The organism is Pseudomonas sp. G3-39 (assembly GCF_054790485.1).
The window spans coordinates 1,010,826-1,037,756 of sequence record NZ_CP186497.1 but is presented as its reverse complement, the minus strand read 5'-3'; the positions used below and the strand labels follow the sequence as shown (position 1 = coordinate 1,037,756).

General features: G+C 60.4%; 27 protein-coding genes. 11 read left to right on the top strand and 16 right to left on the bottom strand.

Annotated elements, in window-relative coordinates; all coding sequences use genetic code 11:
- Positions 1-50 precede the first annotated feature (50 nt).
- The 4 genes from ACOYXG_RS04585 to rlmF all read left to right on the top strand — a co-directional run bounded on the left by ACOYXG_RS04585 (position 51) and on the right by rlmF (position 5,180).
- A complete protein-coding gene (locus ACOYXG_RS04585; protein ID WP_460356157.1) occupies positions 51-479 on the top strand; it encodes a DNA polymerase III subunit chi in 429 nt (142 codons plus the stop codon).
- 8 nt (positions 480-487) lie between these two features.
- Complete coding sequence (locus ACOYXG_RS04580) at positions 488-874, top strand: DNA polymerase III subunit chi (RefSeq protein ID WP_097086346.1); 387 nt, start codon at positions 488-490, stop codon at positions 872-874.
- Positions 875-1,074: 200 nt separating this feature from the next.
- Entirely contained in the window at positions 1,075-3,921 is a 2,847-nt protein-coding gene (locus tag ACOYXG_RS04575) for a valine--tRNA ligase (RefSeq protein ID WP_150370320.1), read from the top strand.
- 239 nt (positions 3,922-4,160) lie between these two features.
- Positions 4,161-5,180, top strand: a complete 1,020-nt coding sequence (rlmF, locus tag ACOYXG_RS04570; RefSeq protein WP_041064757.1) for a 23S rRNA (adenine(1618)-N(6))-methyltransferase RlmF — start codon at positions 4,161-4,163, stop codon at positions 5,178-5,180.
- A gap of 44 nt (positions 5,181-5,224) precedes the next feature.
- Here rlmF and ACOYXG_RS04565 read toward each other — a convergent pair whose 3' ends face one another.
- Positions 5,225-6,142 carry an IS110 family transposase gene (locus ACOYXG_RS04565; RefSeq protein WP_460356153.1) on the bottom strand — a complete coding sequence of 306 codons (918 nt, stop codon included), beginning with the start codon at positions 6,140-6,142 and terminating at the stop codon, positions 5,225-5,227.
- A 376-nt stretch (positions 6,143-6,518) separates the two neighbouring features.
- Positions 6,519-6,800, bottom strand: coding sequence for an HU family DNA-binding protein (locus tag ACOYXG_RS04560; protein ID WP_003221909.1), 282 nt, complete (start codon positions 6,798-6,800; stop codon positions 6,519-6,521).
- Positions 6,801-7,195: 395 nt separating this feature from the next.
- On the opposite strand from ACOYXG_RS04560, the gene yejK reads away from it, so the two are divergent.
- Both yejK and ACOYXG_RS04550 read left to right on the top strand, forming a co-directional pair.
- Positions 7,196-8,200 (top strand): nucleoid-associated protein YejK, encoded by a 1,005-nt coding sequence (gene yejK, locus ACOYXG_RS04555; RefSeq protein ID WP_027610948.1) that lies wholly within the window; start codon positions 7,196-7,198, stop codon positions 8,198-8,200.
- A complete protein-coding gene (locus tag ACOYXG_RS04550; RefSeq protein ID WP_096795188.1) occupies positions 8,200-8,550 on the top strand; it encodes a glutaredoxin family protein in 351 nt (116 codons plus the stop codon). Before yejK ends, ACOYXG_RS04550 begins: the two co-directional genes overlap by 1 nt.
- Positions 8,551-8,708: 158 nt before the next feature.
- On the opposite strand, the gene ACOYXG_RS04545 is transcribed toward ACOYXG_RS04550, so the two are convergent.
- The 9 genes from ACOYXG_RS04545 to ACOYXG_RS04505 form a co-directional block, all read right to left on the bottom strand.
- Positions 8,709-9,644, bottom strand: a complete 936-nt coding sequence (locus ACOYXG_RS04545) for a glutathione S-transferase family protein (protein ID WP_115988154.1) — start codon at positions 9,642-9,644, stop codon at positions 8,709-8,711.
- Between the two features lie 84 nt (positions 9,645-9,728).
- Positions 9,729-10,031 (bottom strand): GIY-YIG nuclease family protein, encoded by a 303-nt coding sequence (locus ACOYXG_RS04540; protein WP_097086337.1) that lies wholly within the window; start codon positions 10,029-10,031, stop codon positions 9,729-9,731.
- A 39-nt stretch (positions 10,032-10,070) separates the two neighbouring features.
- Complete coding sequence (locus tag ACOYXG_RS04535) at positions 10,071-10,541, bottom strand: nuclear transport factor 2 family protein (protein ID WP_460356149.1); 471 nt, start codon at positions 10,539-10,541, stop codon at positions 10,071-10,073.
- Between the two features lie 203 nt (positions 10,542-10,744).
- Entirely contained in the window at positions 10,745-12,031 is a 1,287-nt protein-coding gene (locus ACOYXG_RS04530) for a CynX/NimT family MFS transporter (RefSeq protein ID WP_460356145.1), read from the bottom strand.
- Complete coding sequence (locus ACOYXG_RS04525; protein WP_285375447.1) at positions 12,021-12,680, bottom strand: FadR/GntR family transcriptional regulator; 660 nt, start codon at positions 12,678-12,680, stop codon at positions 12,021-12,023. The genes ACOYXG_RS04530 and ACOYXG_RS04525 overlap by 11 nt, the downstream gene beginning before the upstream one ends.
- Positions 12,681-12,816: 136 nt before the next feature.
- Entirely contained in the window at positions 12,817-13,581 is a 765-nt protein-coding gene (locus ACOYXG_RS04520) for an amino acid ABC transporter ATP-binding protein (protein ID WP_003221897.1), read from the bottom strand.
- A gap of 13 nt (positions 13,582-13,594) precedes the next feature.
- Positions 13,595-14,692 carry an amino acid ABC transporter permease gene (locus ACOYXG_RS04515; protein WP_007965184.1) on the bottom strand — a complete coding sequence of 366 codons (1,098 nt, stop codon included), beginning with the start codon at positions 14,690-14,692 and terminating at the stop codon, positions 13,595-13,597.
- Positions 14,693-14,702: 10 nt separating this feature from the next.
- On the bottom strand, positions 14,703-15,884 hold the full coding sequence (locus ACOYXG_RS04510; RefSeq protein ID WP_097086328.1) for an amino acid ABC transporter permease: 1,182 nt from the start codon (positions 15,882-15,884) through the stop codon (positions 14,703-14,705).
- Between the two features lie 65 nt (positions 15,885-15,949).
- Positions 15,950-16,981, bottom strand: a complete 1,032-nt coding sequence (locus ACOYXG_RS04505) for an amino acid ABC transporter substrate-binding protein (RefSeq protein WP_007965188.1) — start codon at positions 16,979-16,981, stop codon at positions 15,950-15,952.
- A 468-nt stretch (positions 16,982-17,449) separates the two neighbouring features.
- On the opposite strand from ACOYXG_RS04505, the gene ACOYXG_RS04500 reads away from it, so the two are divergent.
- The 5 genes from ACOYXG_RS04500 to ACOYXG_RS04480 all read left to right on the top strand — a co-directional run bounded on the left by ACOYXG_RS04500 (position 17,450) and on the right by ACOYXG_RS04480 (position 22,756).
- Positions 17,450-18,106 carry an alpha/beta hydrolase gene (locus ACOYXG_RS04500; RefSeq protein WP_460356139.1) on the top strand — a complete coding sequence of 219 codons (657 nt, stop codon included), beginning with the start codon at positions 17,450-17,452 and terminating at the stop codon, positions 18,104-18,106.
- Between the two features lie 96 nt (positions 18,107-18,202).
- On the top strand, positions 18,203-19,675 hold the full coding sequence (gene rhlB / locus ACOYXG_RS04495) for an ATP-dependent RNA helicase RhlB (protein WP_027610938.1): 1,473 nt from the start codon (positions 18,203-18,205) through the stop codon (positions 19,673-19,675).
- Positions 19,676-19,812: 137 nt separating this feature from the next.
- Positions 19,813-20,757: an ornithine cyclodeaminase family protein gene (locus ACOYXG_RS04490; protein ID WP_097086322.1), complete on the top strand. Its 945-nt coding sequence runs from the start codon at positions 19,813-19,815 to the stop codon at positions 20,755-20,757.
- A gap of 152 nt (positions 20,758-20,909) precedes the next feature.
- Positions 20,910-22,037 carry an NAD(P)/FAD-dependent oxidoreductase gene (locus ACOYXG_RS04485; protein WP_460356135.1) on the top strand — a complete coding sequence of 376 codons (1,128 nt, stop codon included), beginning with the start codon at positions 20,910-20,912 and terminating at the stop codon, positions 22,035-22,037.
- 92 nt (positions 22,038-22,129) lie between these two features.
- Positions 22,130-22,756, top strand: coding sequence for a helix-turn-helix transcriptional regulator (locus ACOYXG_RS04480; protein WP_330206289.1), 627 nt, complete (start codon positions 22,130-22,132; stop codon positions 22,754-22,756).
- A 55-nt stretch (positions 22,757-22,811) separates the two neighbouring features.
- Here ACOYXG_RS04480 and ACOYXG_RS04475 read toward each other — a convergent pair whose 3' ends face one another.
- The 5 genes from ACOYXG_RS04475 to ACOYXG_RS04455 form a co-directional block, all read right to left on the bottom strand.
- Positions 22,812-23,588, bottom strand: coding sequence for an ABC transporter substrate-binding protein (locus tag ACOYXG_RS04475; protein ID WP_096795178.1), 777 nt, complete (start codon positions 23,586-23,588; stop codon positions 22,812-22,814).
- A 291-nt stretch (positions 23,589-23,879) separates the two neighbouring features.
- Positions 23,880-24,332 carry a molybdopterin synthase catalytic subunit MoaE gene (gene moaE, locus ACOYXG_RS04470; protein WP_103369086.1) on the bottom strand — a complete coding sequence of 151 codons (453 nt, stop codon included), beginning with the start codon at positions 24,330-24,332 and terminating at the stop codon, positions 23,880-23,882.
- Between the two features lie 3 nt (positions 24,333-24,335).
- Positions 24,336-24,578, bottom strand: coding sequence for a molybdopterin converting factor subunit 1 (moaD, locus tag ACOYXG_RS04465; RefSeq protein ID WP_027610933.1), 243 nt, complete (start codon positions 24,576-24,578; stop codon positions 24,336-24,338).
- Positions 24,575-25,048, bottom strand: a complete 474-nt coding sequence (moaC, locus tag ACOYXG_RS04460) for a cyclic pyranopterin monophosphate synthase MoaC (protein ID WP_095138249.1) — start codon at positions 25,046-25,048, stop codon at positions 24,575-24,577. Before moaC ends, moaD begins: the two co-directional genes overlap by 4 nt.
- Positions 25,049-25,286: 238 nt before the next feature.
- Positions 25,287-26,681: a PhoH family protein gene (locus ACOYXG_RS04455; protein ID WP_027610931.1), complete on the bottom strand. Its 1,395-nt coding sequence runs from the start codon at positions 26,679-26,681 to the stop codon at positions 25,287-25,289.
- Positions 26,682-26,931: the final 250 nt, after the last annotated feature.

Genomic DNA, 26,931 nt, shown 5'->3' with positions numbered 1-26,931 from the left:
CCTGGGCGGCGTCACTCTACGGTGACGCCGTTCAAGGCTCAGGAACCGCAATGACCAAAGTCGACTTCTACATCCTGCCCAGCGCCGATCCTTCGGCTCGTCTGGACTTTGCCTGCAAGCTCACCGAGAAAGCCTGGCGCATGGGCCATCGCATCTACCTGCATTGCAGCGATGCTGCTCAGCGTGATGATCTTGATGCGCGTCTGTGGGCGTTCAAGGGCGAAACCTTCGTGCCGCACGGCCCTGCCGAGAGCGAACCGGACGGTTTGATCGTGCTGGGAACGGGCGCTGACTGCGGCGAGCATCAGGATCTGCTGGTCAACCTCGACCTGAAAGTCCCAGCCTTCGCCAGTAACTTCGCCCGCGTGGCGGAAGTGGTGGTGGAAGATCCGACGATCCGCGCGGCGGCACGGGAGAGTTTCCGTTTCTACCGCGAACAGGGCTATCCTCTGCAAGACCACCGTTTACAGCGACTCTGAGTACGCCGATGGACACTCCAAAACCGCTGCAAAAGCCTGCACACCTGCTGGACGATCTTGAATCGATCCGCCAATTGCTCGGCGATGACAACCTGCAACCGCCACTGCTGACCGACACGGTCGAGGACGGTGAACAGGAACAGATTCCGATGCTGTTCGAGGCCGTCGACGCCACGCCGCCGACCATCGAACCGCCACCTGCTCCGGCCCCGGCACCTGCTGCCGCACCTGTGGATAAAGGCCCGGACGCCCTGCTGCACCTGGACAGCGAACTGCGCGCCGCTGCGCAATTGATCATGCAGGACGTGATCGACGACTTCGCGCCGCACATCGAAACCGAAATCAAACGCCGCCTCGAGGCGCGGATGGAACGGCTTTTGAGCCAATACGAATAACCACAAATCCCCTGTGGGAGCGGGCTTGCTCGCGAATGCGGTATGTCAGGCACCATCATCGCTGGCTGACACACCGAATTCGCGAGCAAGCCCGCTCCCACATTTGAACCGCGCACTACCTCCCCCGCTCGCCCTCGGCCCCATGCCCCGCTATACTTCCCGGCTTTTCCTGAATAAATGCCAATAGGGTCCCGCCGCGCATGGATAAGACCTACCAGCCGCACGCCATTGAAACTTCCTGGTACAACACCTGGGAGTCCGAGAACTATTTCGCACCGCAAGGCGCGGGCGATTCCTACACCATCATGATCCCGCCGCCGAACGTCACCGGCAGCCTGCACATGGGGCACGGTTTCAACAACGCGATCATGGACGCCCTGATCCGTTTCCGCCGCATGCAGGGTCGCAACACCCTGTGGCAGCCGGGCACCGACCACGCCGGTATCGCCACGCAGATGCTGGTGGAGCGTCAACTGGAAGCCACCGGCCAGAACCGCCACGACCTGGGCCGCGAGAAATTCCTCGAGAAAGTCTGGGAGTGGAAGGATCAGTCCGGCGGCAACATCAGCCGTCAGATCCGCCGCCTCGGTTCGTCCGTGGACTGGAGCCGCGAGCGCTTCACCATGGACGACGGTCTCTCGGAAGCGGTTAAAGAAGCCTTCGTACGCCTGCACGAAGACGGCCTGATCTACCGCGGCAAGCGTCTGGTCAACTGGGACACCAAGTTGCACACGGCGATTTCCGACCTCGAAGTGGAAAACCACGACGAGAAAGGTTTCCTGTGGAACCTCAAGTACCCGCTGGCTGACGGCGCGAAAACCGCTGAAGGCAACGATTTCCTGATCGTCGCGACCACCCGTCCGGAAACCATGCTCGGCGACTCCGCCGTCGCGGTTAACCCGAACGACGAACGCTACAAAGCCCTGATCGGCAAATTTGTCGAGCTGCCACTGGTTGGCCGCCGCATCCCGATCATCGCCGACGATTACTGCGATCCTGAATTCGGCACCGGTTGCGTGAAAATCACCCCGGCCCATGACTTCAACGACTACGAAGTCGGCAAGCGCCACAACCTGCCGCTGCTGAACATCTTCGACAAGAACGCCAACGTGCTGCCCGCCGCCCAGGTGTTCAACCTCGACGGCACGTTGAACGACAGCATCGACGGCAAGATCCCGGCCGAGTACGCCGGTCTCGAGCGTTTCGAAGCGCGCAAGCAGATCGTCGCTGCGTTCGACGCCGCCGGCCTGCTGGTCAGCGTCGACGATCACAACCTGAAAGTGCCGAAAGGCGACCGTTCCGGTACCGTCATCGAGCCGTGGCTGACCGACCAGTGGTACGTGTCGACCAAGCCTCTGGCTGAACCGGCGATTGCCGCCGTTGAAGACGGCCGTATCCAGTTCGTGCCAAAACAGTACGAAAACATGTACTTCTCGTGGATGCGCGACATCCAGGACTGGTGCATCAGCCGTCAGCTGTGGTGGGGCCACCGGATTCCGGCCTGGTACGACGAGTCGGGCAAGGTCTACGTCGGTCGCGACGAAGCCGAAGTGCGTGCCAAGCACAACCTCGGCCCGGACGTTGCGCTGCAACAGGACAACGACGTGCTCGACACCTGGTTCAGCTCGGGCCTGTGGACGTTCTCCACCCTCGGCTGGCCGGAAAAGACCGAGTTCCTGAAAAAATTCCACTCCACCGACGTGCTGGTCACCGGCTTCGACATCATTTTCTTCTGGGTTGCCCGGATGATCATGCTGACGATGCACCTGATCAAGAACGAGGACGGCACCCCGCAAGTACCGTTCAAGACCGTTTACGTGCACGGCCTGGTGCGTGATGGCCAGGGCCAGAAGATGTCCAAGTCCAAGGGCAACGTCCTGGACCCGCTGGACATCATCGACGGTATCGAGCTGGAAGCCCTGGTGCAGAAACGCACCTCCGGCATGATGCAGCCGAAACTGGCGAAGAAGATCGAGAAGCAGACCCGCGACGAGTTCGCCGACGGCATCGCCAGCTACGGCACCGACGCCCTGCGCTTCACCTTCTGCTCGCTGGCGTCCACCGGTCGCGACATCAAGTTCGACATGGGCCGCGTCGAAGGCTATCGCAACTTCTGCAACAAGATCTGGAACGCCGCGCGTTATGTTCTGGACAAGGGCGAAGACTGCGGCCAGAACGGCGAAGCCTACGAGCTGTCGCTGGCGGATCGCTGGATCATCTCGCAACTGCAGCGCACCGAAGCCGAAGTGACCCGTCAACTGGATCAGTTCCGTTTCGACCTCGCCGCGCAAGCGCTGTACGAGTTCATCTGGAACCAATACTGCGACTGGTACCTGGAACTGTCCAAGCCAGTGCTGTGGGACGAAAACGCGCCGATTGAGCGTCAGCGCGGCACCCGTCGCACGCTGGTGCGCGTGCTGGAAGTGGCGCTGCGCCTGGCGCACCCGTTCATGCCGTTCATCACTGAAGAAATCTGGCAGCGCATCGCGCCGCTGGCCGGTATTCAGGGCAAGACAATCATGCTGCAGCCTTGGCCAGTGGCCAATGAAGAGCGCATCGATCCGGCCGCTGAAGACGACATCGAGTGGCTCAAGGGCCTGATGCTCGGCACGCGTAACATCCGTGGCGAAATGAACATCGGCCCGGGCAAACCGCTACCGATCTACCTGAAGAACGTCAGCGCTGAAGATCAGCGTCGCCTGACCGAGAACGAAGCGCTGCTGAAGAAACTGGCGCGTCTGGAATCGATCACCGTTCTGGCGGCTGGCGAAGAAGCGCCGCTGTCCGCCACCGCGCTGGTCGGCGAGATGGAAGTGCTGGTGCCGATGGCCGGCCTGATCGACAAGGGCGCCGAGCTGGCACGTCTGGACAAGGAAATCCTGCGTCTGCAGGGCGAAGTCCAGCGGGTTGGTGGCAAGTTGTCCAACGCCGGTTTCGTCGACAAGGCCCCGGCCGAAGTCATCGAGAAGGAACGCGCCAAACTGGCCGAGGCTGAACAGGCCCTGGGCAAACTGGCCGAGCAGCACGCGCGGATTTCCAGCCTGTAAGGGCAGGGCAAGCCGAAATGAAAAAGGGAGGCCCGCAAAGGCCTCCCTTTTTTATTCAAGAATCGCCACGAATCCCCTGTGGGAGCGAGCCTGCTCGCGAATGCGGTGTGTCATTCAACCTATGTGTTGGCGGATACACCACTTTCGCGAGCAAGCCCGCTCCCACAGTTTGAACGGTGTTGCCTTTAGATGTGGGACAATACCCGCCACTTTCAGCCATACCCGAATCGATCACACCCATGAACGCCCCCCGCACACCCAAACCAGCGCGCAAGAAGCCTGATGCCGCGACCCCGGCCAAAGCCGTCGAGCCGCGTGAAAAAGCCAGCCTGCACCCGCGCAATCGCCACCAGGGTCGCTACGACTTCCCGGCGCTGATCAAGACCACGCCGGAACTGGCGAAATTCGTGATCACCAACCCGTACGGCAAGGAAAGCATCGACTTCGCCAGCCCCGACGCGGTGCGCGTGTTCAACCGGGCGCTGCTCAAGGCGTTCTATGGCATCGAGCATTGGGACATTCCGGCGGACTACCTGTGCCCACCGGTCCCGGGCCGTGCCGATTACGTGCATTTCCTCGCCGACCTGCTGGCGAGCATGAACGACGGCAAGGTGCCGCGCGGTGCGATCGTCAACGTGCTGGACATCGGCATGGGTGCCAACTGTGTGTATCCGCTGATCGGTAACAGCGAATACCGCTGGCACTTCCTCGGTTCGGAAATCGACCCGACCGCCGTGGCTGCCGCCCGAGCCATCGTCCAGTCCAACGGGCTGAACAAAGTGATCCAGCTGCGCCAGCAGGAAAACCGCAAGCACATCCTGATCGGCTTGCTGGAGCCGGGCGAGCGCTTTGACCTGACCATGTGCAACCCGCCGTTCCACGCTTCGATGGAGGAAGCGACCAAGGGCAGCGAGCGCAAATGGCGCGCACTGGGCAAGGCCGATCCGAAACGCAAGCTGCCAGTACTGAACTTCGGTGGTCAGTCCGCCGAACTGTGGTGTGAGGGCGGTGAAGCGCGTTTCGTGACCCAACTGATCGCCGAGAGCGCGAACTTCCAGCACAAGGTGCTGTGGTTCAGCACGCTGGTGTCGAAAGCCTCGAACCTGCCCGCCATCGAAACCGCCCTGAAAAAGGCCGGCGTGCTGGAAAGCCAGGTGGTGGAGATGTCGCAAGGGCAGAAACAGAGCCGCTTTGTGGCGTGGACCTTTCAGACCAAGTCCGAGCAGCAGATCTGGCGGCGCGAGCGCTGGGTTCGCTGACACTGAGCTACTTGTGGGAGCAACTGTCTTACTGCCACCGTTCGTCACCGCCACTCTGTGCCGTCTCGCAGCATGGCATTCAATCTGATCAGCAGTATTCGCATACAGGCGATGAGCGCGACTTTCGCGCTCTTGCCCCGTTCTCTTAAGGATTCATAACGGGCCTTGAAGTCGGCCTGACAACGGATAACGACCCAGCACGACATGTAAAGCGCACGTCTGACGCGCGCTCTCCCTCCGTAAATCTGACGCTTTCCGCTGTGATTACCGCTGTCGTCGTTATAGGGGGCGATTCCCGCCAAGGCGGCGATCTCCCTGCGATCCAGCTCGCCGAGTTCGGGTAGATAAACCAACAAGCTGGCGGTCGCCACAGTGCCGATGCCTTTGACGGAGATAAGCTGATCGGCTTTTTCCGCATCCAGCTCACGCATGCTTTGATCGATGGCTTTGCCGAGCTGCTTGATCTGGGTTTGCAGGTAGCGAATATGGTCCCTGATCGCCTCTACAACCGCAGGCAACTGGGCCTGCTGCAGCCGGCGCTTGTTGTCGTCGCGCTGCTGGACGAAGTGCTCGCGTAATTGAATCAACTCGCGCAGGGCTTCACGCTCAGGCGAGATGGGCTTTTCGCGAGACGCATGCAGCGCTTCGGCAAAATCGGCGAGAACCGCCGCGTCGATGGGATCGGTTTTGGCGTTCTTGCCCATTGCTACGGCAAAGGCTCTGGCCCGGCGAGGATTGATCCTCAACACGCTGAAACTTGCCTGCTGCAATGCCGCCATGACCTTGCGTTCATAGCCGCCTGTGGCTTCCAGCAACACGCGGCCAACCGTGTACTGACCTAAACGCGCGACCAGCACATCAAAGCCTTCAACGGTATTGGGAACTTCAAAGCCGTCTTTCTGTGGTTGAACCCAGACGACCAGATTGGATTTGGAGATATCGATGCCGACCCAGGAAATCATGGCAAAACCCTCTTACACTCAGAAGTGAGAGTGCTCTGGCTTTGCCCACGCTTGTGATTCGAGTGGCGCTCGTCCAACTGTTCGGGCTTATGGGCCAGAGTAGAAAGGTGGATGGCAGCTTTGCTCCCACTCGTGCTTCAAGCACCGCGGACTCACAGCTTGCCATCCACCCCTCTCACCTCAGAGTTTATTCCCTTACTCAGACACAAGCGGGCTTGCTCGCGAAAGCGGTGTATCAGCCGACATCAAGGTGACTGACACACCGCTATCGCGAGCAGGCTCACTCCTACAAAGGTTCGAGGTGCATCGCCAAATCGCAGGCACAAAAAAACCGTGCCCGGATCGCTCCGGTGCACGGTTTTTTTATCGCTGCGTCTTACTTGTTCACAGCGTCGGTAAGGCCTTTGGCCACAACCAGCTTGATCACTTTCTTGGCAGGGATTTCGATGGCAGCGCCAGTCGAAGGGTTACGGCCAGTGCGGGCAGGACGCTCGGTCACTTTCAGCTTGCCGATACCTGGCAAGGTGATTTCGCCGCCGTTTTCCAGCTGATCGGCAACGATTTGGCCCAGTTGGTCCAGAGCGTTACGCGCGGTGGTTTTCGGCGCGTCGATAGCTTCAGCGATGTCGGCGATCAGTTGGTCTTTAGTAAGAGCCATGTAGTGTTCCTTCCCTATCAAATTCATATGGATTGCAGAGTGCAGTGTCAGCCATCGAGCCCGATCTTCTGGATCTGGCACCCTAGGCGATAACCACGACGAGTCGGGTTATAGATGCCGAAATCAGGGTTTGGTTCGACCTGACAAATGCTGATTGCACGCTTAACGCAGTGACTTCGCGTAAGACCGGGCAAAACTAGCACAGAGACGGGGAAATATCCGCCTCTAGCTACCCATTTGGTCAGCTTTATTGCTCTAAATCGGTAAAAAACTGCATAAGGGCACCCACCCGCCCTGGATTTGCCCTTCACCCCGCGCCAAAACCAGTGGTTGCGGTACACTGGGCGCTTTTTCGGGGGAGCCTGCCCTCCTCCCTTCCACCAGCCGAGAAGCCCATGCCGATCCGTCATTGCATCGTCCACCTGATCGACAAAAAACCTGACGGCACGCCCGCAGTTCTGCACGCCCGTGACTCCGAACTGGCTGAGTCCGCGGCCATCGAGAACATGCTCGCCGACCTCAACGAGAGCTACAACGCCAAACAGGGCAAAGCCTGGGGCCTGTTCCACCCGGAATCCGGTGCGTTCCCGTTCAGCGGCTGGCTGAAGGAATACATGGAAGGCGGCAAGGACTTCGCCGCGTTCAGCAAGGTTGCGGTCGAGCATCTGCAGAAGCTGATGGAAGAGTCGAACCTGTCGGTCGGTGGCCACGTGCTGTTCGCCCACTATCAGCAAGGCATGACCGACTACCTGGCGATTGCCCTGCTGCACCACAGCGAAGGCGTGGCGGTGACCGATGAGCTGGACGTGACGCCGTCGCGTCACCTCGACCTCGGCCAGCTGCACCTGGCGGCGCGGATCAACGTCTCCGAGTGGCAGAACAACAAGCAGTCCAAGCAGTACATCTCGTTCATCAAGGGCAAGAACGGCAAGAAGGTTTCGGAATACTTCCGCGACTTCATCGGCTGCCAGGAAGGCGTCGACGGCCCGGGTGAGACCCGCACGCTGCTCAAGGCCTTCAGCGACTTCGTCGAGAGCGAAGACCTCCCGGAAGACTCCGCCCGCGAAAAAACCAAGACCCTGGTCGATTACGCCAGCAGTCAGGCCAAGCTCGGCGAGCCGATGGGCCTGGAAGAGCTGTCGGAGCTGATCGACGAAGAACGCCCGAAAGCCTTTTACGACCACATCCGCAACAAGGACTATGGCCTGTCGCCGGAGATTCCCGCGGACAAACGCACCCTCAACCAGTTCCGCCGCTTCACCGGCCGCGCCGAAGGCCTGTCGATCAGCTTTGAAGCGCACCTGCTGGGCTCGAAGATCGAGTACGACGAAGAGGCTGGCACCCTGATCATCAAGGGCCTGCCGACCTCGCTCACTGATCAGCTCAAGCGCCGCAACTGATGCTCGGCAATGTACTGAAGAAGGTCGCGCTGGTTCTGCTGGTGGTGGTGATCTATCAGAACTGGGGCAAGATCGAGCGGGTGTTCAAGCCGTCGCAGATGGTCTCGGAGCAGACGCGGGCGCAGGCCCGTGTCGTGCTGTATGCCACCGACTGGTGCGGCTACTGCAAGCAGACCAAACGCTTTCTCGACAGCAAGGGGATTCCTTTCAAGGAATTCGACATCGAGAAGGACGCCGAGGCGCGCAAGGCGTACGAGGCGCTGGGCGGGCGCGGGATTCCGCTGATCGACGTGAATGGCACGTTGATTCGCGGGTTCGACCCGGACGAGATCCTCGCCGCCCTGAAATAACACAACTCCTCTGTGGTGAGGGGATTTATCCCCGATCGGCGGCGAAGCCGTCGCAAAATCTGCTTGGTAGGGCGTGCAGTTTTTTGGGGGCGCTTCGCGCCCCATCGGGGATAAATCCCCTCACCACAATTGCCCCCCAAGCAAAGGCCGCTTGCTGATCAGCGAGCTTCGATGCGGAAACCAAAGCGCGGAAAGTGCACATGCACCACGCCGCCACGCGGGTCTTCACGGCGCAGGATCAGCTCTTCGCGGCCAGCAAACAGCAACTCACCCACCACCGGATCAACCCCGTAATCTGTCGCGGCAATCGCCACCTGCTGCCCGGCCTTGAAACCGTTCGGATCGACAAACTGCTCATCCGGCAACGCCGCCGGCGTCGAACTGCGCGCCACTTCCAGCGCCTCCTCGGCAGTCATCTCACTCGCGGCACCATGACCAAAGCCCAGCACACGCCCCAGCCAGGCAGTCACGGCCGGATATTCATCGACCAACGGCGCAGTGACGTGCGTCGCCTTGAGGAACCACAGTGGATGCGCCAGGGCGAAGTCGGCAATCGACGGCTCACCGAACAGGAAGTCGCCCTGCTCGCGCTGCAACTGCTGCTCCAGCCGCGCCATGAGCGTTGGCCATTGATGCTTGGCCTGTTCGGCCGACAGCCGCGTGGCGCTGCCGCCACTGAACAGCCCGGCACGGTCAGCGATAAAGGCCTTGATCGCTTCCGGCGGCAACTTGCCGAAACGCACGGCGACCGATTCTGGCTGGAACACCAGGCTGACCGCGTGCTGGAACACCACCGAATCGGCCCACGCGGCAAAGCTGGCGCTGGTCATTTCCTGGCCTTCCGGGAAAAACGCCGGCAGGGCTTTTTCCTGCTCCAGACGACGAGCAATCAACGATGTGTCGCAATAGATGTCGGCGCCGATCTGCAACACCGGGGTCTTGCGGTAGCCGCCAGTGAGCGCAGTCAGATCCGGCTTGGGCATCACTGGCGAAATGTGCACCGAGCGCCAGGACAAGCCTTTGAAGCCCAACAGGAGGCGAGCCTTTTCGGCAAATGGAGAGGTCGGGTAATGATGCAGAATCAACTCGGACATGCTCGGCTCCGCCGCACAGAAAGTGAGTCGGCAGCTTAGCGTGCATTTGATTAGCAGCCTACAGATCTGCCTGATGGGAACCGATCAGTCAGATTGATAAGACGCGACCAGGCATTCCTTGGCGCTCTTGCGCAGCTTTTTGATCAGCCGTTCCTGGCGCAGCGCGTCGCTCTTGTCGCGGCAACGCTCGGTGTAGACCAGCGCCATCGCCGGGCTGGACAGGAAGAAGCGTGCGCCCTTGCCGCTTTGATGCTTGGCGAAGCGGCGCACCGGGTCGTCGCTGATCCCGCAGTACAGCGAACCGTTGGCCGCGCGTACGAGGTAGACGAACCAGGCCTTGCTCGCTGGCTCGACGACTTCAACCGGTTTTTCGCTGAGGCTGGTCACTTCGGGATCTGGACGTGTAGGAAACAGGCCGCGATCTTATCAGCGACCGGCCTGAAATGCCTTCAGCCCTTTCAGCGCCTGCGCACGGACCGCGTTGCGCACCAGCGGAGTCCAGCCGAGCAGCAGGCCTTTGAAGCCCAACGCCTGCCGCGACCAGCGCCACAGGTCGAAGTGATCGTGGTGTTCGCAGATCTTGCCGTCACGGAACACGAAGCGCGCCTGGATATCGTTGATCACCACGTTGCCGGTCCGGCTGAACAGGTAAGTCGCCACCCAGTGCGCACCGCCGCTACGCTCGTCGGCGCGGACATTGTCGAAGGTCAGGGAGAAGTCCTTGGCGCGGGTGGTGAGCATGCGCCACATGTCGCCGGCATCGCGCCCGCGCAGCTCACCGAAGGCCGGATCGCTGAATACCACATCGTCGGTATAGCAGGCGGCCATGGCCTCGGCGTCGAGGCGCTGGAAGGCCTGGTAGAAGCGAGTGATCAGGGCGGCGTGGGCTTCGCTCATGGGCAAACTCCGGAAATGGACAGATTGCCAGCACGATAAGCTGCAAATCGCAGAAACACTATCGGCATTCGTGCACCGAATATCAGCAACACACAGAACCACTGTAGGAGTGAGCCTGCTCGCGATAGCGGTGTATCAGTCAGCGCAATGTTGACCGACACACCGTTATCGCGAGCAGGCTCACCCCTACAAGTTGAACCGTGTCAGATCTTTTCGCTTTGCACTTGCACGTACAGCGCCCGGCCGGCACCCAGCCCGGCAATGATCGCACCGGTGCCAATGATGCCGAAGATCCAGCCCACGGCATTCCAGCCGCCGGTCCAGTCATGCACCACGCCGACCGCGAACGGCCCCATCGACGCCAGGGTGTAGCCGAAGCCCTGGGACATGCTCGACAGGTTCGCCGCCACATGCGAATCCCGCGAGCGCAGCACGATCAGGGTCAGCGCCAGACTGAACGTACCGCCCTGCCCCAGCCCCAGCAGAATCGCCCAGCCCCACAGCCCTTCAATCGGCGCATACAGGCAACCGAACAGACCACCGAGGGTCAGCGCCATCACCACCACGATCGCCAGCCGCTGATCCTTGCCACGGGTCGCCAGCCACGGCGCAGCCAGCGAACTGGCGAGCTGGATGATCACCGAACCGGACAGCACCAGGCCGGCCTGGGTCGGAGTCAGACCACGACCGATCAGGATCGACGGCAACCAGCCGAACACAATGTACGCCAGCGACGATTGCAGGCCCATGTACAAGGTCACTTGCCACGCCAGCGGATCGCGCAGCAGACCTTTCACCCGATAGGCGACGTTGTGCGCGCCGTGTTTCTGCCCGACCTGCGGCAGCCAGAGCAACGCCGCCACCAGCGCCGGGATTACCCAGAAGCCCAGGCCCAGTGCCCAGCTGTGGTCGAAGTGTTCGCTCAACGGCACGGTGGAACCCGCGGCCATTGCCGCGCCCAGGCACAGGGCCATGGTGTACACGCCGGTCATGGTCCCGGCGTGTCTGGCGAAGTCGCGTTTGACGATGCCCGGCAGCAGCACGCCGATAATGCCGATGCTCGCACCGCCAAGCACGCTACCTGCAAACAGCCCGATCTCACCGAAGTTGCTGCGCACAATAATCCCGGCGGCCAGGGTCAGCAGAATCCCCAACACCACCCGTTCAGCGCCGAAACGCCGCGCCAGAATCGGCGCCAGCGGCGCAAACAAGCCCAGGCACAACACCGGCAACGTGGTCAGCAGACCGGCCTGAGCCGCAGACAGGCCAAGGCTTTTCGACACTTCGCTGAGCAGCGGCGCCATGCTCGACAGCGCCGGGCGCAGGTTCAGCGCCACCAGAATCAGCCCCAGCAACAACAGCCACGGCCGGCGCACCAGCGGATGGCTTTGCTGCACTTGCTCGTCATCGGCCTCGGCGTCGATCAGTAGCTCTTCGAGCTCCGCCGTGCGCTTGGGGATTGGGAGGTTTTTATCGCTTTCAAGGTTCATTGATCAACTGCCTCGATATGGCTTTGGCCCGTTCCGGGTCGCGTTGTTCGACCGCATCGAGCAACTCGATGTGCAGGTCGAACACTTCCTGACGGCGCGGGACGATGTTCAGCGTCTGGCGCAATTGCGCGCCGACGATGCTGGAGAAATAGCGATACAACTCGCTGAGGGTGGGGTTGTGCGCGGCGTCCACCAGACGGCGGTGGAACACCAGATCGCAGGCAATGTAAGTGTCGAGATCGCCGTGGTAGTGGCTGCCGCTGGTGCCGAGCGCTTCGCGCAGCGCGGCGAGATCTTCATCGGTGCGACGCAACGCGGCCAGGCCAATCGCTTCGACTTCGAGGATGTGCCGGGTCTCGCGCGCCTGCTCCAGCGAGCAGCGTGATAACGCCTTGAGCGTGTCCATCGGATCGACCACTGCGCGCAGATAACTGCCGTCGCCCTGCCGGATTTCGATCAACCCGGAAAACGCCAGCACGCGCATGGCTTCGCGCACCGTGTTGCGGCTGATGCCCAGTTCGGCGCACAACTCAGGCTCGGTCGGCAGCCGTTCGCCGACCTGCCACACGCCATCGCTGATGCGCTGACGCAACTGATCCAGAGCCTGATCGACCAGGGATCGTTTGATCAAAGGTGAGATGTCTGTCATTGAATTCGCCCTTTCATCCAATCATAGGATGAATTTCCTGACATGGTAGTCAGGCAGCCGAATCGGCACAAGGGGCAAATCGCGGGCAAAAAAAAACCCGGAACAGGTCCGGGTTTATTTCACTGGCTGATTTCGATCAATGCAGGATCTGGCTCAGGAACAGTTTGGTGCGGTCATTCTGCGGGTTGTCGAAGAAGTCGTTCGGCGCCGCCTGTTCGACGATTTCGCCCTTGTCCATGAAAATCACGCGGTTTGCCACGGTGCGGGCGAAGCCCATTTCGTGGGTCACGCAGAGCATGGTCATGCCGTCTTCGGCGAGGCCGATCATGGTGTCCAGCACCTCTTTGACCATCTCCGGGTCGAGTGCCGAAGTCGGTTCGTCGAACAGCATGATTTTCGGTTTCATGCACAGCGCGCGGGCAATCGCCACACGCTGTTGCTGACCGCCGGACAGTTGCCCCGGGAATTTATGCGCCTGCTCCGGAATGCGTACGCGCTCCAGATAATGCATGGCGATTTCCTCGGCCTTGCGCTTGGGCATCTTGCGCACCCACATCGGCGCCAGCGTGCAGTTCTGCAGGATGGTCAGGTGCGGGAACAGGTTGAAGTGCTGGAACACCATGCCGACTTCGCGACGGATCGCTTCGATCTGCTTGAGGTCGTTGGTCAGCTCCACGCCGTCGACAACGATGCGCCCCTGCTGGTGCTCTTCCAGACGGTTGAGGCAGCGGATGGTGGTCGATTTGCCGGAACCCGACGGGCCGCACAGGACGATGCGCTCGCCCTGTTTGACGTTGAGGTTGATGTCTTTCAGCACGTGGAACTGGCCGTACCACTTGTTCACGCCCTGCATCTGGATAATGCCTTCAGGGCCGACAGGCTTTTTGATTGCTTCGCTCATTTACAGAGAACTCCTAACGCTTGTGGCCAGTGTCGAGCTTGCGTTCCAGATGCATGGAATAGCGCGACATACCAAAACAGAAAATCCAGAACACCAAGGCGGCGAACACGTAGCCTTCGGTGGCCATGCCCAGCCATTTCGGGTCGGCAGCGGCTTGCTTGACGCTGTTGAGCAGGTCGAAAAGGCCGATGATGATCACCAGGCTGGTGTCCTTGAACAGCGCAATAAACGTGTTGACGATGCCCGGAATCACCAGCTTCAGGGCTTGCGGCAGAATCACCAGGCCCATCGCACGCCAGTAACCGAGGCCCATCGCCGCAGCCGCTTCGTACTGACCTTTGGGGATCGCTTGCAGACCGCCGCGCACCACTTCGGCAACGTAGGCCGACTGGAACAGGATCACCCCGATCAACGCCCGCAGCAGCTTGTCGAAGTTCATGCCTTCGGGCAGGAACAGCGGCAGCATCACCGAGGACATGAACAGCACGGTGATCAGCGGCACGCCGCGCCAGAACTCGATGAAGGTCACGCAGACCACACGAATCGCCGGCATGTTCGAGCGCCGGCCCAGCGCCAGAATGATCCCCAGCGGCAAGGCGCCGGCGATACCCACGGTGGCGATGACCAGGGTCAGCATCAGACCGCCCCACTGGCTGGTCGCCACGGCGTCGAGGCCGAACACGCCACCGTGCAGCAGGCACCAGGCGACAATCGGGTAGATCACCAGGAAGCTCAGACCGTACACCGCTTTACGCGGGAAGCGCGAGATGAACAGCGGCGCCACACCGATCACCGCCAGCCACACGGTCAGGTCGACGCGCCAGCGCAGGCCGGTCGGGTAGTAGCCGTACATGAACTGGCCGAAACGCTGCTGAATGAACACCCAGCAGGCGCCGTCCTTGGTGCAGTCGGCGCGGGTGGTGCCGACCCAGTTGGCATCGAGAATCGCCCAGCTGAGGATCGGTGGTACCACCAGATAGATCAGGTAAAACGCAAACAGGGTCAGCAGGGTGTTGAGCCAGCTGGAAAACATGTTCGCGCGTATCCATGCCATCGGGCCGAAGACCTTGGCCGGCGGTGGCATGTCGGGTTTGAAAGTATGGGTTGTCATGCGCGTTTCCTCACCGCTCGATCAGCGCAATGCGCTTGTTGTACCAGTTCATCAGCAGGGAAATGCTGATGCTGATCGCCAGGTACACGCTCATGGTGATGGCAATGACTTCGATGGCCTGACCGGTCTGGTTGAGCACGGTGCCGGCGAACAGCGAAACCATTTCCGGATAACCGATACCGGCGGCCAGCGACGAGTTCTTCGCCAGGTTCAGGTATTGGCTGGTCAGTGGCGGAATGATCACCCGCAGGGCTTGCGGAATGATCACCTTGCGCAGGGTCGGGCCGTTGCGCAGGCCGAGCGAACGCGCCGCTTCGGTCTGACCATGGCTGACCGACTTGATCCCCGAACGCACAATTTCCGCGATAAACGCTGCGGTGTACACGGTCAGGGCGAGGGTCAGCGCCAGCAGTTCCGGGATCAGCACCCAGCCGCCGACGAAGTTGAAACCCTTGAGTTGCGGCATTTCCCAGTGCAGGGGTGCACCGAAGATCAGTGCGCACAAGGTCGGAATCACCAGCAGGATAGCCAGCCCGGTCCAGAACTTGTGGAACGGGACGCCGGTGTCTTCGAAACGCTTGTTTGCCCAGCGGCACATCAGCACGATGGCGACAATGGCCAGCACCACGCTGATGAAGAACGCCCAGAAGCCGTCAGCCATTTGCGCAGCCGGCATGTTCAGGCCACGGCTGCTGACGAAGAAGGTGTCGCCGAAGTTGTGGCTGTTGCGCGGTCCCGGCATGGTCAGGAATACCGCGAAGTACCAGAACAGAATCTGCAGCAACGGCGGAATGTTGCGGAACACTTCCACATACACGGTCGCCAGTTTGCTGATGATCCAGTTCGGCGACAGCCGCGCCACACCGATGATGAAGCCCAGCAGGGTCGCCAGGATCACGCCGATGAAGGTCACCAACAGGGTGTTGAGCAGGCCGATCACGAACACCCGAGCGTAACTGTCCGCTTCGGTGTAGGAGATCAGGTGTTGAGCGATGCCGAACCCGGCACTGCGCTCCAGAAAGTCGAAACCGGAGGTGATGCCCCGGTGCTGCAGGTTGGTCTGGGTGTTATCGAACAGATACCAGCCCATGGCGACCACCGCCACGACGGTGATGATCTGAAACAGCCACGCACGCACTCGCGGATCGCTGAGGCTGAGCCTCTGCTTTGGTGCGCCGATTGAATTTTGCATGAAGTGCCCCGGAAGAAATGGAACAGAACATCACCCGGCGGTTGGCCCGCCGGGTGATAGAACCATTAGCGCACTGGTGGTGCGTACTGAATGCCGCCGTTGGTCCACAGCGCGTTCAGGCCACGGTCGATTTCCAGCGGAGTGCTCTTGCCGAGGTTTTTCTCGAAGATTTCACCGTAGTTACCGACCTGCGAAACGATTTTCACAACCCAGTCCTTCGGCAGTTTCAGGTCTTTGCCGTATTCACCGTCAGCACCCAGCAGACGGGCGACGTCCGGGTTCTTGGTGGATTTGGCTTCTTCCAACACGTTTTTCGAGGTCACGCCGGCTTCTTCAGTGTTCAGCAGCGCGTAGCCAACCCAGCGAACGATCGCCAGCCACTCGTCGTCGCCGTTACGTACGACCGGGCCCAGCGGTTCTTTGGAAATGGTTTCCGGCAGCACCACGTAGTCTTTTGGCGAAGCCAGTTTGCTGCGCTGTGCGTACAGCTGCGACTTGTCGGAGGTCAGCACGTCGCAACGACCGGATTCCAGCGACTTGGCGCTTTCATCGGAGGTGTCGAAAGTGATCGGGGTGTACTTCAGGCCGTTGGCACGGAAGTAGTCGGAGACGTTCAGTTCGGTGGTGGTACCGGCCTGGATGCAGATGGTTGCACCGTCCAGTTCCTTGGCACTTTTCACGCCCAGCTTGTTGTTGGCCAGGAAGCCCACGCCGTCGTAGTAAGTGATGAAGCCCGGGAATTTCAGGCCCATGCCGGCGTCACGCGAGCTGGTCATGGTGGTGTTGCGCGAGAGCAGGTCGATTTCGCCGGACTGCAGCGCGGTGAAGCGCTCCTTGGCGTTCAACTGGCTGAACTTGACCTTGTTGGCGTCGCCGAATACGGCAGCGGCCACAGCGCGGCAGACGTCAGCGTCGATCCCGAGGATCTTGCCCGAAGCGTCCGGTACCGAGAAACCCGGCAGACCGTCGCTCACGCCACATTGCACGAAACCTTTCTTCTGCACGGCATCCAGGGTTGCACCCGCCTGAGCGAACCCGCTGACGCCGAGTACTGCTGCTGCAGTCACGACCGCCAGAGTGGATTTCAACATCTTCATTCAAACCTCCAGTTTTGCTCTTGTTGTGTCGGAGCTTGAGTCCAGTCGCACCCTTTTGAGGCGTTGTTGACCCGTGTTGGCTTTTTTTGGGGTCAACCGACGTAAGACCTTCGCTATGAGTCTAGTAGGAGAAAATCCACATCATGGACAACTCACTTCTCACCAATCGGCCGAACGGGCTGTAGCCCTTTCACGTTCGCTTTGCCCGTAGCGGCCATTGGCGAACATCCATCACCGGATTCTTTGCAATCCCGTCGCAAGACGTACACTGATAGTGTTACCGCAAGGCGTAGGACGCTTCGTACAGAATCCTCCATAGCAAAGCCCGTACCACACCGCTTGCTGAAGCGATTGCGCGACAGGTCAATAGCAAAACTTGTAGCCTTGCGACATCTTCTTAACGGATCGACCGGACGCGCACCTCAATCACGCACTTATTGAGAGCGCCCGCACATTTTTGGAGCAGCCATGACCGAGCCCCTGATTCTTCAACCCGTAAAGCCTGCAGACGCCTGCGTAATCTGGCTGCACGGCCTCGGCGCGGACCGCTATGACTTCTTGCCAGTCGCCGAAGCGCTGCAGGAAAGCCTGCTGACTACCCGCTTTGTATTGCCGCAAGCGCCTACCCTGCCCGTCACCATCAATGGTGGTTACGAGATGCCGAGCTGGTACGACATAAAGGCCATGAGCCCGGCGCGGTCGATTGACCGTGAGCAGTTGGAAGCGTCGGCGGATCGCATCATTGAATTGATCGAAAAGGAGCGCGCCAGCGGAATAGACGCTTCGCGGATTTTTCTCGCCGGGTTTTCCCAGGGGGGCGCCGTCGTTCTGCACACCGCTTATATAAAGTGGCAAGGTCCGTTGGGTGGCGTACTTGCCCTGTCCACCTATGCCCCGACCTTCACTGACGAGATGGAGCTTTCAGCCAGTCAGCAGCGTATTCCCGCGCTGTGCCTGCACGGCCAGTTCGACGGCGTGGTGCAGAACTCGATGGGGCGCAGCGCCTATGAGCATTTGGTGAAGCATGGTGTCACCGTGACATGGCAGGAATACCCAATGGAGCACGAAGTGTTACCCGAAGAAATTCGTGATATCGGCGTCTGGCTGGGCGAACGCCTGCGTTGATCGTTTCAGCGCGAACGCCCCTTTGATCATCCCACTACGCCGCGCCCGTTTCTTGCATTACACTGGCCGGCGTACATTCCTTAACCAATTGATGAGATGACCGTGCTCAAAGCACTCAAGAAAATGTTCGGTAAAAGCGAGGCTGAGCAGCTCGCGCCAGTCCCCAGTGCGCCGTCGCACGCCCCCGGCCCTCGCAGCGATGCGCCCAAGGCTGAACGTCCGGCTCCGGTAGCGACACCCCAGCCTGAGCCGCAACCTGCCGTCGCCACCGAACCGGTCCGCGCCGAAGCGCCGAAACCACCCCGGCCGCGCCGCGAACCGAAGCCCAAGGCACCGGTCATTCCCTGGAAACTCGAAGATTTCGTCGTCGAGCCACAGGAAGGCAAAACCCGCTTCCACGATTTCAAACTCGCTCCGGAACTGATGCACGCCATTCAGGATCTGGGCTTCCCGTACTGCACGCCGATCCAGGCGCAGGTGCTGGGTTTCACCCTCGCCGGCAAAGATGCCATCGGCCGCGCGCAGACCGGCACCGGCAAGACCGCTGCGTTCCTGATCTCGATCATCACTCAGTTGTTGCAGACGCCACCGCCGAAAGAACGCTACATGGGTGAACCCCGTGCGCTGATCATCGCGCCGACCCGCGAGCTGGTGGTGCAGATCGCCAAGGATGCTGCCGACCTGACCAAGTACACCGGCCTCAACGTGATGACGTTCGTTGGCGGCATGGACTTCGACAAGCAGCTCAAGCACCTCGAAGCGCGCCACTGCGACATCCTCGTCGCCACCCCGGGCCGTCTGCTCGACTTCAACCAGCGCGGCGACGTGCATCTGGACATGGTCGAAGTGATGGTGCTGGACGAAGCCGACCGCATGCTCGACATGGGCTTCATCCCGCAAGTGCGGCAGATCATTCGCCAGACCCCGCCGAAGTCCGAGCGTCAGACCCTGCTGTTCTCCGCGACCTTCACCGAAGACGTGATGAACCTGGCCAAGCAATGGACCACCGATCCGGCAATCGTCGAAATCGAAGTCACCAACGTGGCCAACGAAAACGTCGAGCAGCACATCTATGCGGTGGCCGCGGCTGACAAATACAAACTGCTCTACAACCTGGTCAACGACAACGGCTGGGAACGCGTGATCGTCTTCGCCAACCGCAAGGACGAAGTGCGCCGTATCGAAGAACGCCTGGTGCGTGACGGCATCAACGCCGCGCAACTGTCCGGCGACGTGCCGCAGCACAAGCGCATCAAGACCCTCGAAGGCTTCCGCGAAGGCAAGATCCGCGTGCTGGTGGCCACCGATGTCGCCGGTCGCGGCATCCACATCGACGGCATCAGCCACGTGATCAACTTCACCCTGCCGGAAGTGCCGGACGACTACGTACACCGCATCGGCCGTACCGGTCGCGCAGGCGCTGACGGCGTATCGATCAGCTTCGCCGGCGAGGACGACTCCTACCAACTGCCGTCGATCGAAGAGAAACTCGGTCGCAAGATCAGCTGCGAAACACCGCCGACGCACCTGTTGCGCGCTGTTGAACGCAAGCGTCCGCAGCCGCAGTAAGCGATCTGTAACGCAAAAAGCGCAGCCGGCAACGGACTGCGCTTTTTTTTGCCCGGCGTTTTCAACAGGCGCTTGCGGCAGACAACTAAAAGTCCATAATGGACAAATTAGTTTACATCCAGAGCGTGGAGCCTGACATGTCCAGTACACCCTACGTGATCGACCACACCCAGGCCCGCGAGCTGCTGGCGCGCATCGACGTGCCGCAGATCCTGCGCAAACTGTTCCGCGACCTCGCCGCCGGCCACGCCGTGCAACCGGCGCAGCAGTTGGTGGAGTTTCCGCAGGGCGCCGGCGACTTCATCAATTATCTGGGGGTGCTGGCCGAGGACGGCGTGTACGGGGTCAAGACCTCGCCGTACATCGTCCGCGAGCAAGGGCCACTGGTGACAGCGTGGACCCTATTAATGTCGATGAAAACCGGCCAACCGCTGCTGCTTTGCGATGCCGGCGAGCTGACCACCGCACGCACTGCAGCGACCACCGCCGTTGCAGTCGATGCCCTCGCCCCGCTGAATGCCCAACGACTGGCGATCATCGGCAGCGGCAAGGTTGCCCAGGCTCATTTGCATTACGTGAAAGGTCTGCGCGACTGGCAGAACATCAGCGTGTATTCGCCGAGCCTGTCTGAAGACGCTGAAACCCGGGCGCTGCTGAAAGAGATCTACCCGGGGGTGAAGATTGCCGACAGCCGCGATGTCGCCCTCACAGACGCGGACGTGATCATGCTCTGCACCTCGTCCGCCGGCCCGGTCATCGACCCGGCCAGCTTGAGCAAACCGGCGCTGATCACCTCGATCAGCACCAACGCGCCACGCGCCCATGAGGTGCCGCCGCAGAGCCTGGGCGACATGCAAGTGTTCTGTGACTATCGGCTGACCACGCCGGGCTCGGCCGGTGAGATGTTGATCGCGACCGAGCAGCATGGCTGGGACAAGTCTGCGATTGTCGGTGACCTCGCCGACCTGCTCAGCGAGAAAGTGCCGCGCCCTGATTACGACCGTCACGTATTTTTCCGTTCAATTGGCCTGGGCCTGGAAGACATTGCGCTGGCCAATGCGGTTTATCAATTAAATAACTGACACCACACATCCCATTGTGGGAGCGAGCCTGCTCGCGAATGCGGTCTGACATTCACCGAAGATGTCGACTGATACACCGCTTTCGCGAGCAGGCTCGCTCCCACAGGGGAATAGTGAACGCCTTGATATTGCGTAAACACCGGAGACCTTTCATGAGCCAGGCAGATTTCATCATCATCGGCGGCGGGATTGCCGGCGCTTCCACCGGTTTCTGGCTGTCGCGCCACGCCAAAGTGATCGTGCTCGAACGTGAATCGCACCCGGCCTATCACTCCACCGGGCGTTCTGCCGCGCTGTACACCGCCGCCTACGGTACGCCGCAGGTGCGCGCGCTGACGCTGGCCAGCCGTGAGTTTTTCGACCAGCCGCCGAGCGGCTTTTGCGAGCACCCATTGCTGACACCGCGCGGCGAAATGACCGTGGACTTCAGCGGTGACGCCGCCGAGCTGAACAACCAGTACCTCAGCGCCAAAGCCACAGTGCCAGAAATGCAGCTGCTCAGCGCCGACGAAGCCTGCGCCCGTCTGCCGATCCTGCGTCGGGAAAAAGTCCACGGCGCGATCTACGATCCGACCGCCAGCGACATCGACACCGACGCCCTGCATCAGGGCTACCTGCGCGGTATCCGCCGCAACAACGGCCAAGTGCACACCGATTGCGAAGTGCTAGGCCTGACGCGCGACGCCGCTGGCCTCTGGCAGGTGCAAACCAACGGCCAGACCTTCAGCGCCCCGGTCATCATCAACGCCGCCGGCGCCTGGGCCGACCAGATCGGCGCACTAGCAGGTGCCCAAGCACTGGGCTTGCAACCCAAGCGCCGCGCAGCGTTCATTTTCGCCGGCCCCGAGGGAGTGGACATTCATCACTGGCCGATGTTGGTCAGCCTCGACGAATCGTTCTACATGAAGCCCGACGCCGGGATGTTCCTCGGCTCGCCGGCCAACGCCGATCCGGTCGAACCGCATGACGTGCAACCGGAAGAGCTGGACATCGCCATGGGCATCTATCAGATCGAAGAGGCTACGACCCTGACCATTCGCCGCCCGACCCGCACCTGGGCCGGACTGCGCAGCTTCGTCGCCGACGGTGATCTGCTCAGCGGTTTCGATCCGCAGGTGCCGGGGCTGTTCTGGGTCGCGGCCCAGGGCGGTTACGGTATTCAGACTTCACCGGCCATGGGCCAGGCCAGCGCGGCATTGGTGCGTGGTCAGCCGTTGCCTGAGTCGTTGCAGCAGTTCGGCCTGAGCAGCACCATGCTCTCCCCTTCACGACTGCGCTGATGGCCCCTGCGGATGACGCGCCCAACGGATTGCGGCACACTCGCAGCGCCCCCGTGCACGGGGGCGCTGACGCCGCCTGGAGCTCCACAATCATGACCGCCCCCGAATTCGATCCGGCCCTGGATAACTTCCGTGCCATCGCCGACGCCATCGCCACGCTGTTCTTTCCCCACGCCGAAGTGGTGCTGCACGACCTGCGCACGCAGAAGGTCGACTACATCGCCAACAACCTGTCCAAGCGCGAGATCGGCGACGATTCATCGCTTGAAGACATGCTCAGCGAGGAGGTCAGCGAGCGCAACATCGGCCCTTATGAAAAACTGAATTGGGACGGCCAGAAAATCCGCAGCCTGAGCACCGTGCTGCGCGACGGTGAAGAGCGGCCACTGGCGGTGCTGTGCATCAACCTGAATATTTCGCTGTTCGAGAATGCCAAGGCCGCGCTGGATCTGTTCCTGTCGCCGAGCAAACTGATCCCGCAACCGGACTCACTGTTTCGCGATGACTGGCAGGAACGCATCAACACCTTCCTCCACGCCTGGCTGCGCGAGCGGCAGCTGAGCCTGAATCTGCTGACCCGCGATCACAAGCGCGAACTGGTGCTGGCGCTGCACGCCGAAGGCGCGTTCAAGGGCAAGAGCGCCTCGAACTATGTGGCCAATGTGCTGAACATGGGGCGGGCGACGGTGTACAAGCATTTGAAGGAATTGAAGGGCTGAAGATCTGCATTGGCATTTCCGGCCCCATCGCTGGCAAGCCAGCGATAGCGGGCTGTCAGTCGCCGTAAATGTCAGACTTGAAGTACTTCTGGGAAATCTTCTGATATTCGCCACTCGCACGAATCCCGTCGATGGCCGTGTTCAACTCGCTGACCAGCTCGGTATTGCCCTTGCGCACCGCGATCCCCGCGCCCTCGCCCACGTACTTCGGATCCTTCAGCTCCGGCCCGACAAACGCATAGCCCTTGCCGCGTGGCATCGACAGGAAATCGTTCAGCGGGATGGTGTCGGCGAAAATCGCATCGAGCCGCCCGGCCGCCAGGTCCATGTAGATTTCTTCGTTATTGCCGTAGCGCTTGACGTTGATGCCCTTCGGTTCGAACACCTCGGTAGCATAACGATCGGTGGTGGTGGCGCGCTGCACGCCGACGCTCTTGCCCTTGAGGCTGGCATATTGGTCATCGACCGTGGCGCCTTCCTTCATCACCAGCCGTGACGACGTGAAGTAGTACTTGTGGGTGAAATCCACCGACTTCTTGCGGTCTTCGTTGATGGTCATCGACGACAACGCCATGTCGATTTTCTTCACTTTCAACGAAGGAATCAGACCATCGAACTCACCCTCAACCCACACACACTTGACCTTCATCTGCGCGCACAGGGCGTTGCCGATGTCGTAGTCGAAACCGACGATTTCACCCTTGTCGGTTTTCGAGGCGAACGGTGGATAGGCGGCCTCGATGCCGATGCGCAAGGTTTTCTCGGCGGCAAACGAGCTGGTGCACGCCAACAGGCTCAGGGCCAGACCGGTGATCAGGGGGAGTTTCTTCATGTTCGTTCTCTCGCGGGTTGTTGTTGGTTTGGCAAGACGAAGAAGAGCAGCTGGGAGCAGGGAGCTACGAGCGGCAAGATTGACGTTTTTTGTACTTATAAATCCATGTTGGACTTATATGTACATTCCGTCAATTGGGCAAAGAAAGAGGATTTTGGTGATGCAGGTGACGCCTTCGCGAGCAGGCTCGCTCCCACAGGGGATCTGTAGCGAACACAATATCTGCGTTCATGAAGATCCAATGTGGGAGCGAGCCTGCTCGCGAAGACGGACTTGAAGGCGCTATAAAAACTATTTTTTCCAGCGATCCGCAGCGGCATGATCACTGTCACGCCCTTCGACCCAGCGCGGGCCGTCACTGGTGTTCTCTTTCTTCCAGAACGGCGCGCGGGTTTTCAGGTAGTCCATGACAAAGGCGCAGGCGTCGAACGCCGCCTGGCGATGGGCGCTGGCCGCGCCGACAAACACGATCGGTTCGCCCGGCTCCAGCGCGCCGATGCGGTGCAGCACTTCCAGCTTCAGCAACGGCCAGCGCTGCTCGGCCTCGACGGCGATCTTGCCAAGGGCTTTTTCGGTCATGCCCGGATAATGTTCGAGGAACATCCCGGCTACATCCAGCCCGTCATTGAAGTCGCGCACGTAGCCGACAAAGCTCACCACCGCGCCGACACCGACATTCGCCGCGTGCATCGCGTTGACTTCAGCGCCGGGATCGAACGCCATGGACTGCACCCGAATCGCCATGCCTCAGCCTCCGGTCACAGTGGGGAAAAACGCAACTTCGTCGCCATCGCTCACCGGCTCGTCGAGCTGGCACAGGTCTTCGTTGCGCGCGCACATCAGGTTCTGTTCGCTCAGCACTTCGGCGCCCTCGCGTTGGGCGAGCAGCGCACGCACAGCGTCGACCGTGGCGAAATCGCCTTCGACCTCCACCGAGTCCACGCCCAGCGCTTCACGATAACGGGCAAAGAATTTAACCGTCAGCTTCATGGCTGCTCCGCCTGAAAATGCCCGCTCTTGCCGCCAACCTTCTCCAGCAGACGCACGCTTTCGATGACCATGCCGCGGTCCACCGCTTTGCACATGTCATAGATGGTCAGTGCGGCGACGCTGGCAGCGGTCAGTGCTTCCATCTCTACGCCGGTCTGCCCTGACAGCTTGCAGCGGGCGACGATGCGCACACTGTCGTCACCTTCAGCGCTGAGTTCAACCTTGACCCCGGTGAGCATCAGCGGATGGCACAGCGGGATCAGATCACTGGTTTTCTTCGCCGCCTGAATGCCGGCAATGCGCGCCACGGCAAACACGTCGCCCTTGGGATGGCCGCCGCTGACGATCATCTGCAGGGTTTCGGGGAGCATGCGCACCAGCGCTTGGGCCGTCGCCTCACGGAACGTCACGGCTTTTTCGGTGACGTCGACCATGTTGGCGCGACCTTGGGAATCGAGATGAGTCAGCACGGGATTACTCCTGATCAGGAGCAGGGATTGTAAACCTGTGGGTCAAATTTCCGCATCACTGATTATGAATTCACCGTTGCCCCCTGTGGGAGCGAGCCTGCTCGCGAAAGCGGATTCAGATTCACTATAGATGTCGACTGATACACCGCATTCGCGAGCAGGCTCGCTCCCACAGGGGATATGCATTTATCAATAAAAAACCGGGCGGCTTTTGAGCCGCCCGGTTTTGTTGGAAGGGTTACAAATGCGATTCGGCGTATTCAGCCAGAATCGAGCGAGGCACCCCTTGCAGGGTGATGTGCACCCCGTTGGGGAAATCCTTGAAGCGTTCGGTCAGGTAGGTCAGCCCGGAGCTGGTCGCGGACAGGTAAGGGGTATCGATCTGTGCCAGGTTGCCCAGGCACACCACTTTGGAACCGGCGCCGGCCCGGGTGATGATGGTTTTCATCTGGTGCGGCGTGAGGTTCTGGCATTCGTCGATCAGGATCAGGCTCTGCTGGAAGCTGCGACCACGAATGTAGTTGAGCGATTTGAACTGCAACGGCACTTTGCTGAGGATGTAATCGACGCTGCCATGGGTGTTTTCGTCATCCATGTGCAAGGCTTCGAGGTTGTCGGTGATGGCGCCCAGCCAAGGCTCCATTTTTTCCGCTTCAGTACCCGGCAGGAAGCCGATTTCCTGGTCCAGGCCCTGCACGCTACGAGTCGCGATGATCCGGCGATAGCGCTTGCTGACCATGGTCTGCTCGATCGCTGCAGCCAGCGCCAGAATGGTTTTACCGGAACCGGCGGCACCCGACAGGTTGACCAGATGAATGTCCGGATCCAGCAACGCATACAGCGCCAGGCTCTGATAGATATCGCGCGGTTTGAGACCCCAGGCTTCCTGATGCAGCAGCGGTTCCTGATGCAGGTCGAGGATCAGCAGCTTGTCTTCCTGGATTTCCTTGATCCAGCCGACAAAGCCTTGTTCGTCAATGATGAACTCGTTGATGTGCACCGCCGGCAGGTTATCGATCAACTGCACCTGATGCCAGGTGCGGCCGTGATCCTGACGGGTTTCGACCTTGCTCACGCGGTCCCAGAAGGAGCCCGTCATGTTGTGGTAGCCGTTGGGCAGCAGGGACACGTCATCGACCAACTGGTCGGTGCTGTAGTCCTCGGCATCGATCCCGCAGGCGCGCGCCTTGAGGCGCATGTTGATGTCTTTGGTGACCAGCACCACGGCCTTCTTCGGATCACGGGTGTGCAGGTCGATCAACTGGTTGATGATTTTGTTGTCGTTCAGATGCTCGGGCAGAATCAGGTTCGATTCGGCCTGTTTGCTCATCAGAATTGACAGCAAGCCCTTTGGCCCGCCCTTGCCGCGCTGGATCGGCACACCCAGTTCAACGTCCTCGGGGGAGGCATCGCCCAGGGTCTTGTCGATCAGCCGGATCGCCTGGCGGCATTCGGCAGCAACGCTGTGATGGCCGCTCTTGAGCTTGTCCAGCTCTTCGAGCACGGTCATCGGGATCGCGACGTGGTGTTCTTCGAAATTCAGCAGGGCATTTGGATCGTGAATCAATACGTTGGTATCGAGTACATAAAGGATTGGCTGGTTGGAAGAAGGGCTACGTCCGTGATCATCCATACTCGGTCACCTTTGTGGGAGCCATTCGACGCAATACCTGGGCGGTGCTGCGCCTCGAAGTGACTGCCGAATTCATCCACGAGGGCCTGGATGAACTGCACACAAAAGGAGTCTTGGAAGACGCCACCTGTGTTGCAGGTTTCGGCGGTCTGTCTTCGTAATACTCCAAAACCCATGACATAAAAAAGCACTTTGACGGTTTTTTTAAGTTTATTTTGCAGAGTGACGAAAAGCCCTTGGCGGACCGTCC

Bases quoted from the DNA above. Each gene is read 5' to 3' on its own strand.
- ACOYXG_RS04585 (WP_460356157.1), top strand. From the start codon at position 51: ATGACCAAAGTCGACTTCTACATCCTGCCCAGCGCCGATCCTTCGGCT.
- ACOYXG_RS04580 (WP_097086346.1), top strand. From the start codon at position 488: ATGGACACTCCAAAACCGCTGCAAAAGCCTGCACACCTGCTGGACGAT.
- ACOYXG_RS04575 (WP_150370320.1), top strand. From the start codon at position 1,075: ATGGATAAGACCTACCAGCCGCACGCCATTGAAACTTCCTGGTACAAC.
- rlmF (WP_041064757.1), top strand. From the start codon at position 4,161: ATGAACGCCCCCCGCACACCCAAACCAGCGCGCAAGAAGCCTGATGCC.
- ACOYXG_RS04565 (WP_460356153.1), bottom strand. From the start codon at position 6,142: ATGATTTCCTGGGTCGGCATCGATATCTCCAAATCCAATCTGGTCGTC.
- ACOYXG_RS04560 (WP_003221909.1), bottom strand. From the start codon at position 6,800: ATGGCTCTTACTAAAGACCAACTGATCGCCGACATCGCTGAAGCTATC.
- yejK (WP_027610948.1), top strand. From the start codon at position 7,196: ATGCCGATCCGTCATTGCATCGTCCACCTGATCGACAAAAAACCTGAC.
- ACOYXG_RS04550 (WP_096795188.1), top strand. From the start codon at position 8,200: ATGCTCGGCAATGTACTGAAGAAGGTCGCGCTGGTTCTGCTGGTGGTG.
- ACOYXG_RS04545 (WP_115988154.1), bottom strand. From the start codon at position 9,644: ATGTCCGAGTTGATTCTGCATCATTACCCGACCTCTCCATTTGCCGAA.
- ACOYXG_RS04535 (WP_460356149.1), bottom strand. From the start codon at position 10,541: ATGAGCGAAGCCCACGCCGCCCTGATCACTCGCTTCTACCAGGCCTTC.
- ACOYXG_RS04530 (WP_460356145.1), bottom strand. From the start codon at position 12,031: ATGAACCTTGAAAGCGATAAAAACCTCCCAATCCCCAAGCGCACGGCG.
- ACOYXG_RS04525 (WP_285375447.1), bottom strand. From the start codon at position 12,680: ATGACAGACATCTCACCTTTGATCAAACGATCCCTGGTCGATCAGGCT.
- ACOYXG_RS04520 (WP_003221897.1), bottom strand. From the start codon at position 13,581: ATGAGCGAAGCAATCAAAAAGCCTGTCGGCCCTGAAGGCATTATCCAG.
- ACOYXG_RS04515 (WP_007965184.1), bottom strand. From the start codon at position 14,692: ATGACAACCCATACTTTCAAACCCGACATGCCACCGCCGGCCAAGGTC.
- ACOYXG_RS04510 (WP_097086328.1), bottom strand. From the start codon at position 15,884: ATGCAAAATTCAATCGGCGCACCAAAGCAGAGGCTCAGCCTCAGCGAT.
- ACOYXG_RS04505 (WP_007965188.1), bottom strand. From the start codon at position 16,981: ATGAAGATGTTGAAATCCACTCTGGCGGTCGTGACTGCAGCAGCAGTA.
- ACOYXG_RS04500 (WP_460356139.1), top strand. From the start codon at position 17,450: ATGACCGAGCCCCTGATTCTTCAACCCGTAAAGCCTGCAGACGCCTGC.
- rhlB (WP_027610938.1), top strand. From the start codon at position 18,203: ATGACCGTGCTCAAAGCACTCAAGAAAATGTTCGGTAAAAGCGAGGCT.
- ACOYXG_RS04490 (WP_097086322.1), top strand. From the start codon at position 19,813: ATGTCCAGTACACCCTACGTGATCGACCACACCCAGGCCCGCGAGCTG.
- ACOYXG_RS04485 (WP_460356135.1), top strand. From the start codon at position 20,910: ATGAGCCAGGCAGATTTCATCATCATCGGCGGCGGGATTGCCGGCGCT.
- ACOYXG_RS04480 (WP_330206289.1), top strand. From the start codon at position 22,130: ATGACCGCCCCCGAATTCGATCCGGCCCTGGATAACTTCCGTGCCATC.
- ACOYXG_RS04475 (WP_096795178.1), bottom strand. From the start codon at position 23,588: ATGAAGAAACTCCCCCTGATCACCGGTCTGGCCCTGAGCCTGTTGGCG.
- moaE (WP_103369086.1), bottom strand. From the start codon at position 24,332: ATGGCGATTCGGGTGCAGTCCATGGCGTTCGATCCCGGCGCTGAAGTC.
- moaD (WP_027610933.1), bottom strand. From the start codon at position 24,578: ATGAAGCTGACGGTTAAATTCTTTGCCCGTTATCGTGAAGCGCTGGGC.
- ACOYXG_RS04455 (WP_027610931.1), bottom strand. From the start codon at position 26,681: ATGGATGATCACGGACGTAGCCCTTCTTCCAACCAGCCAATCCTTTAT.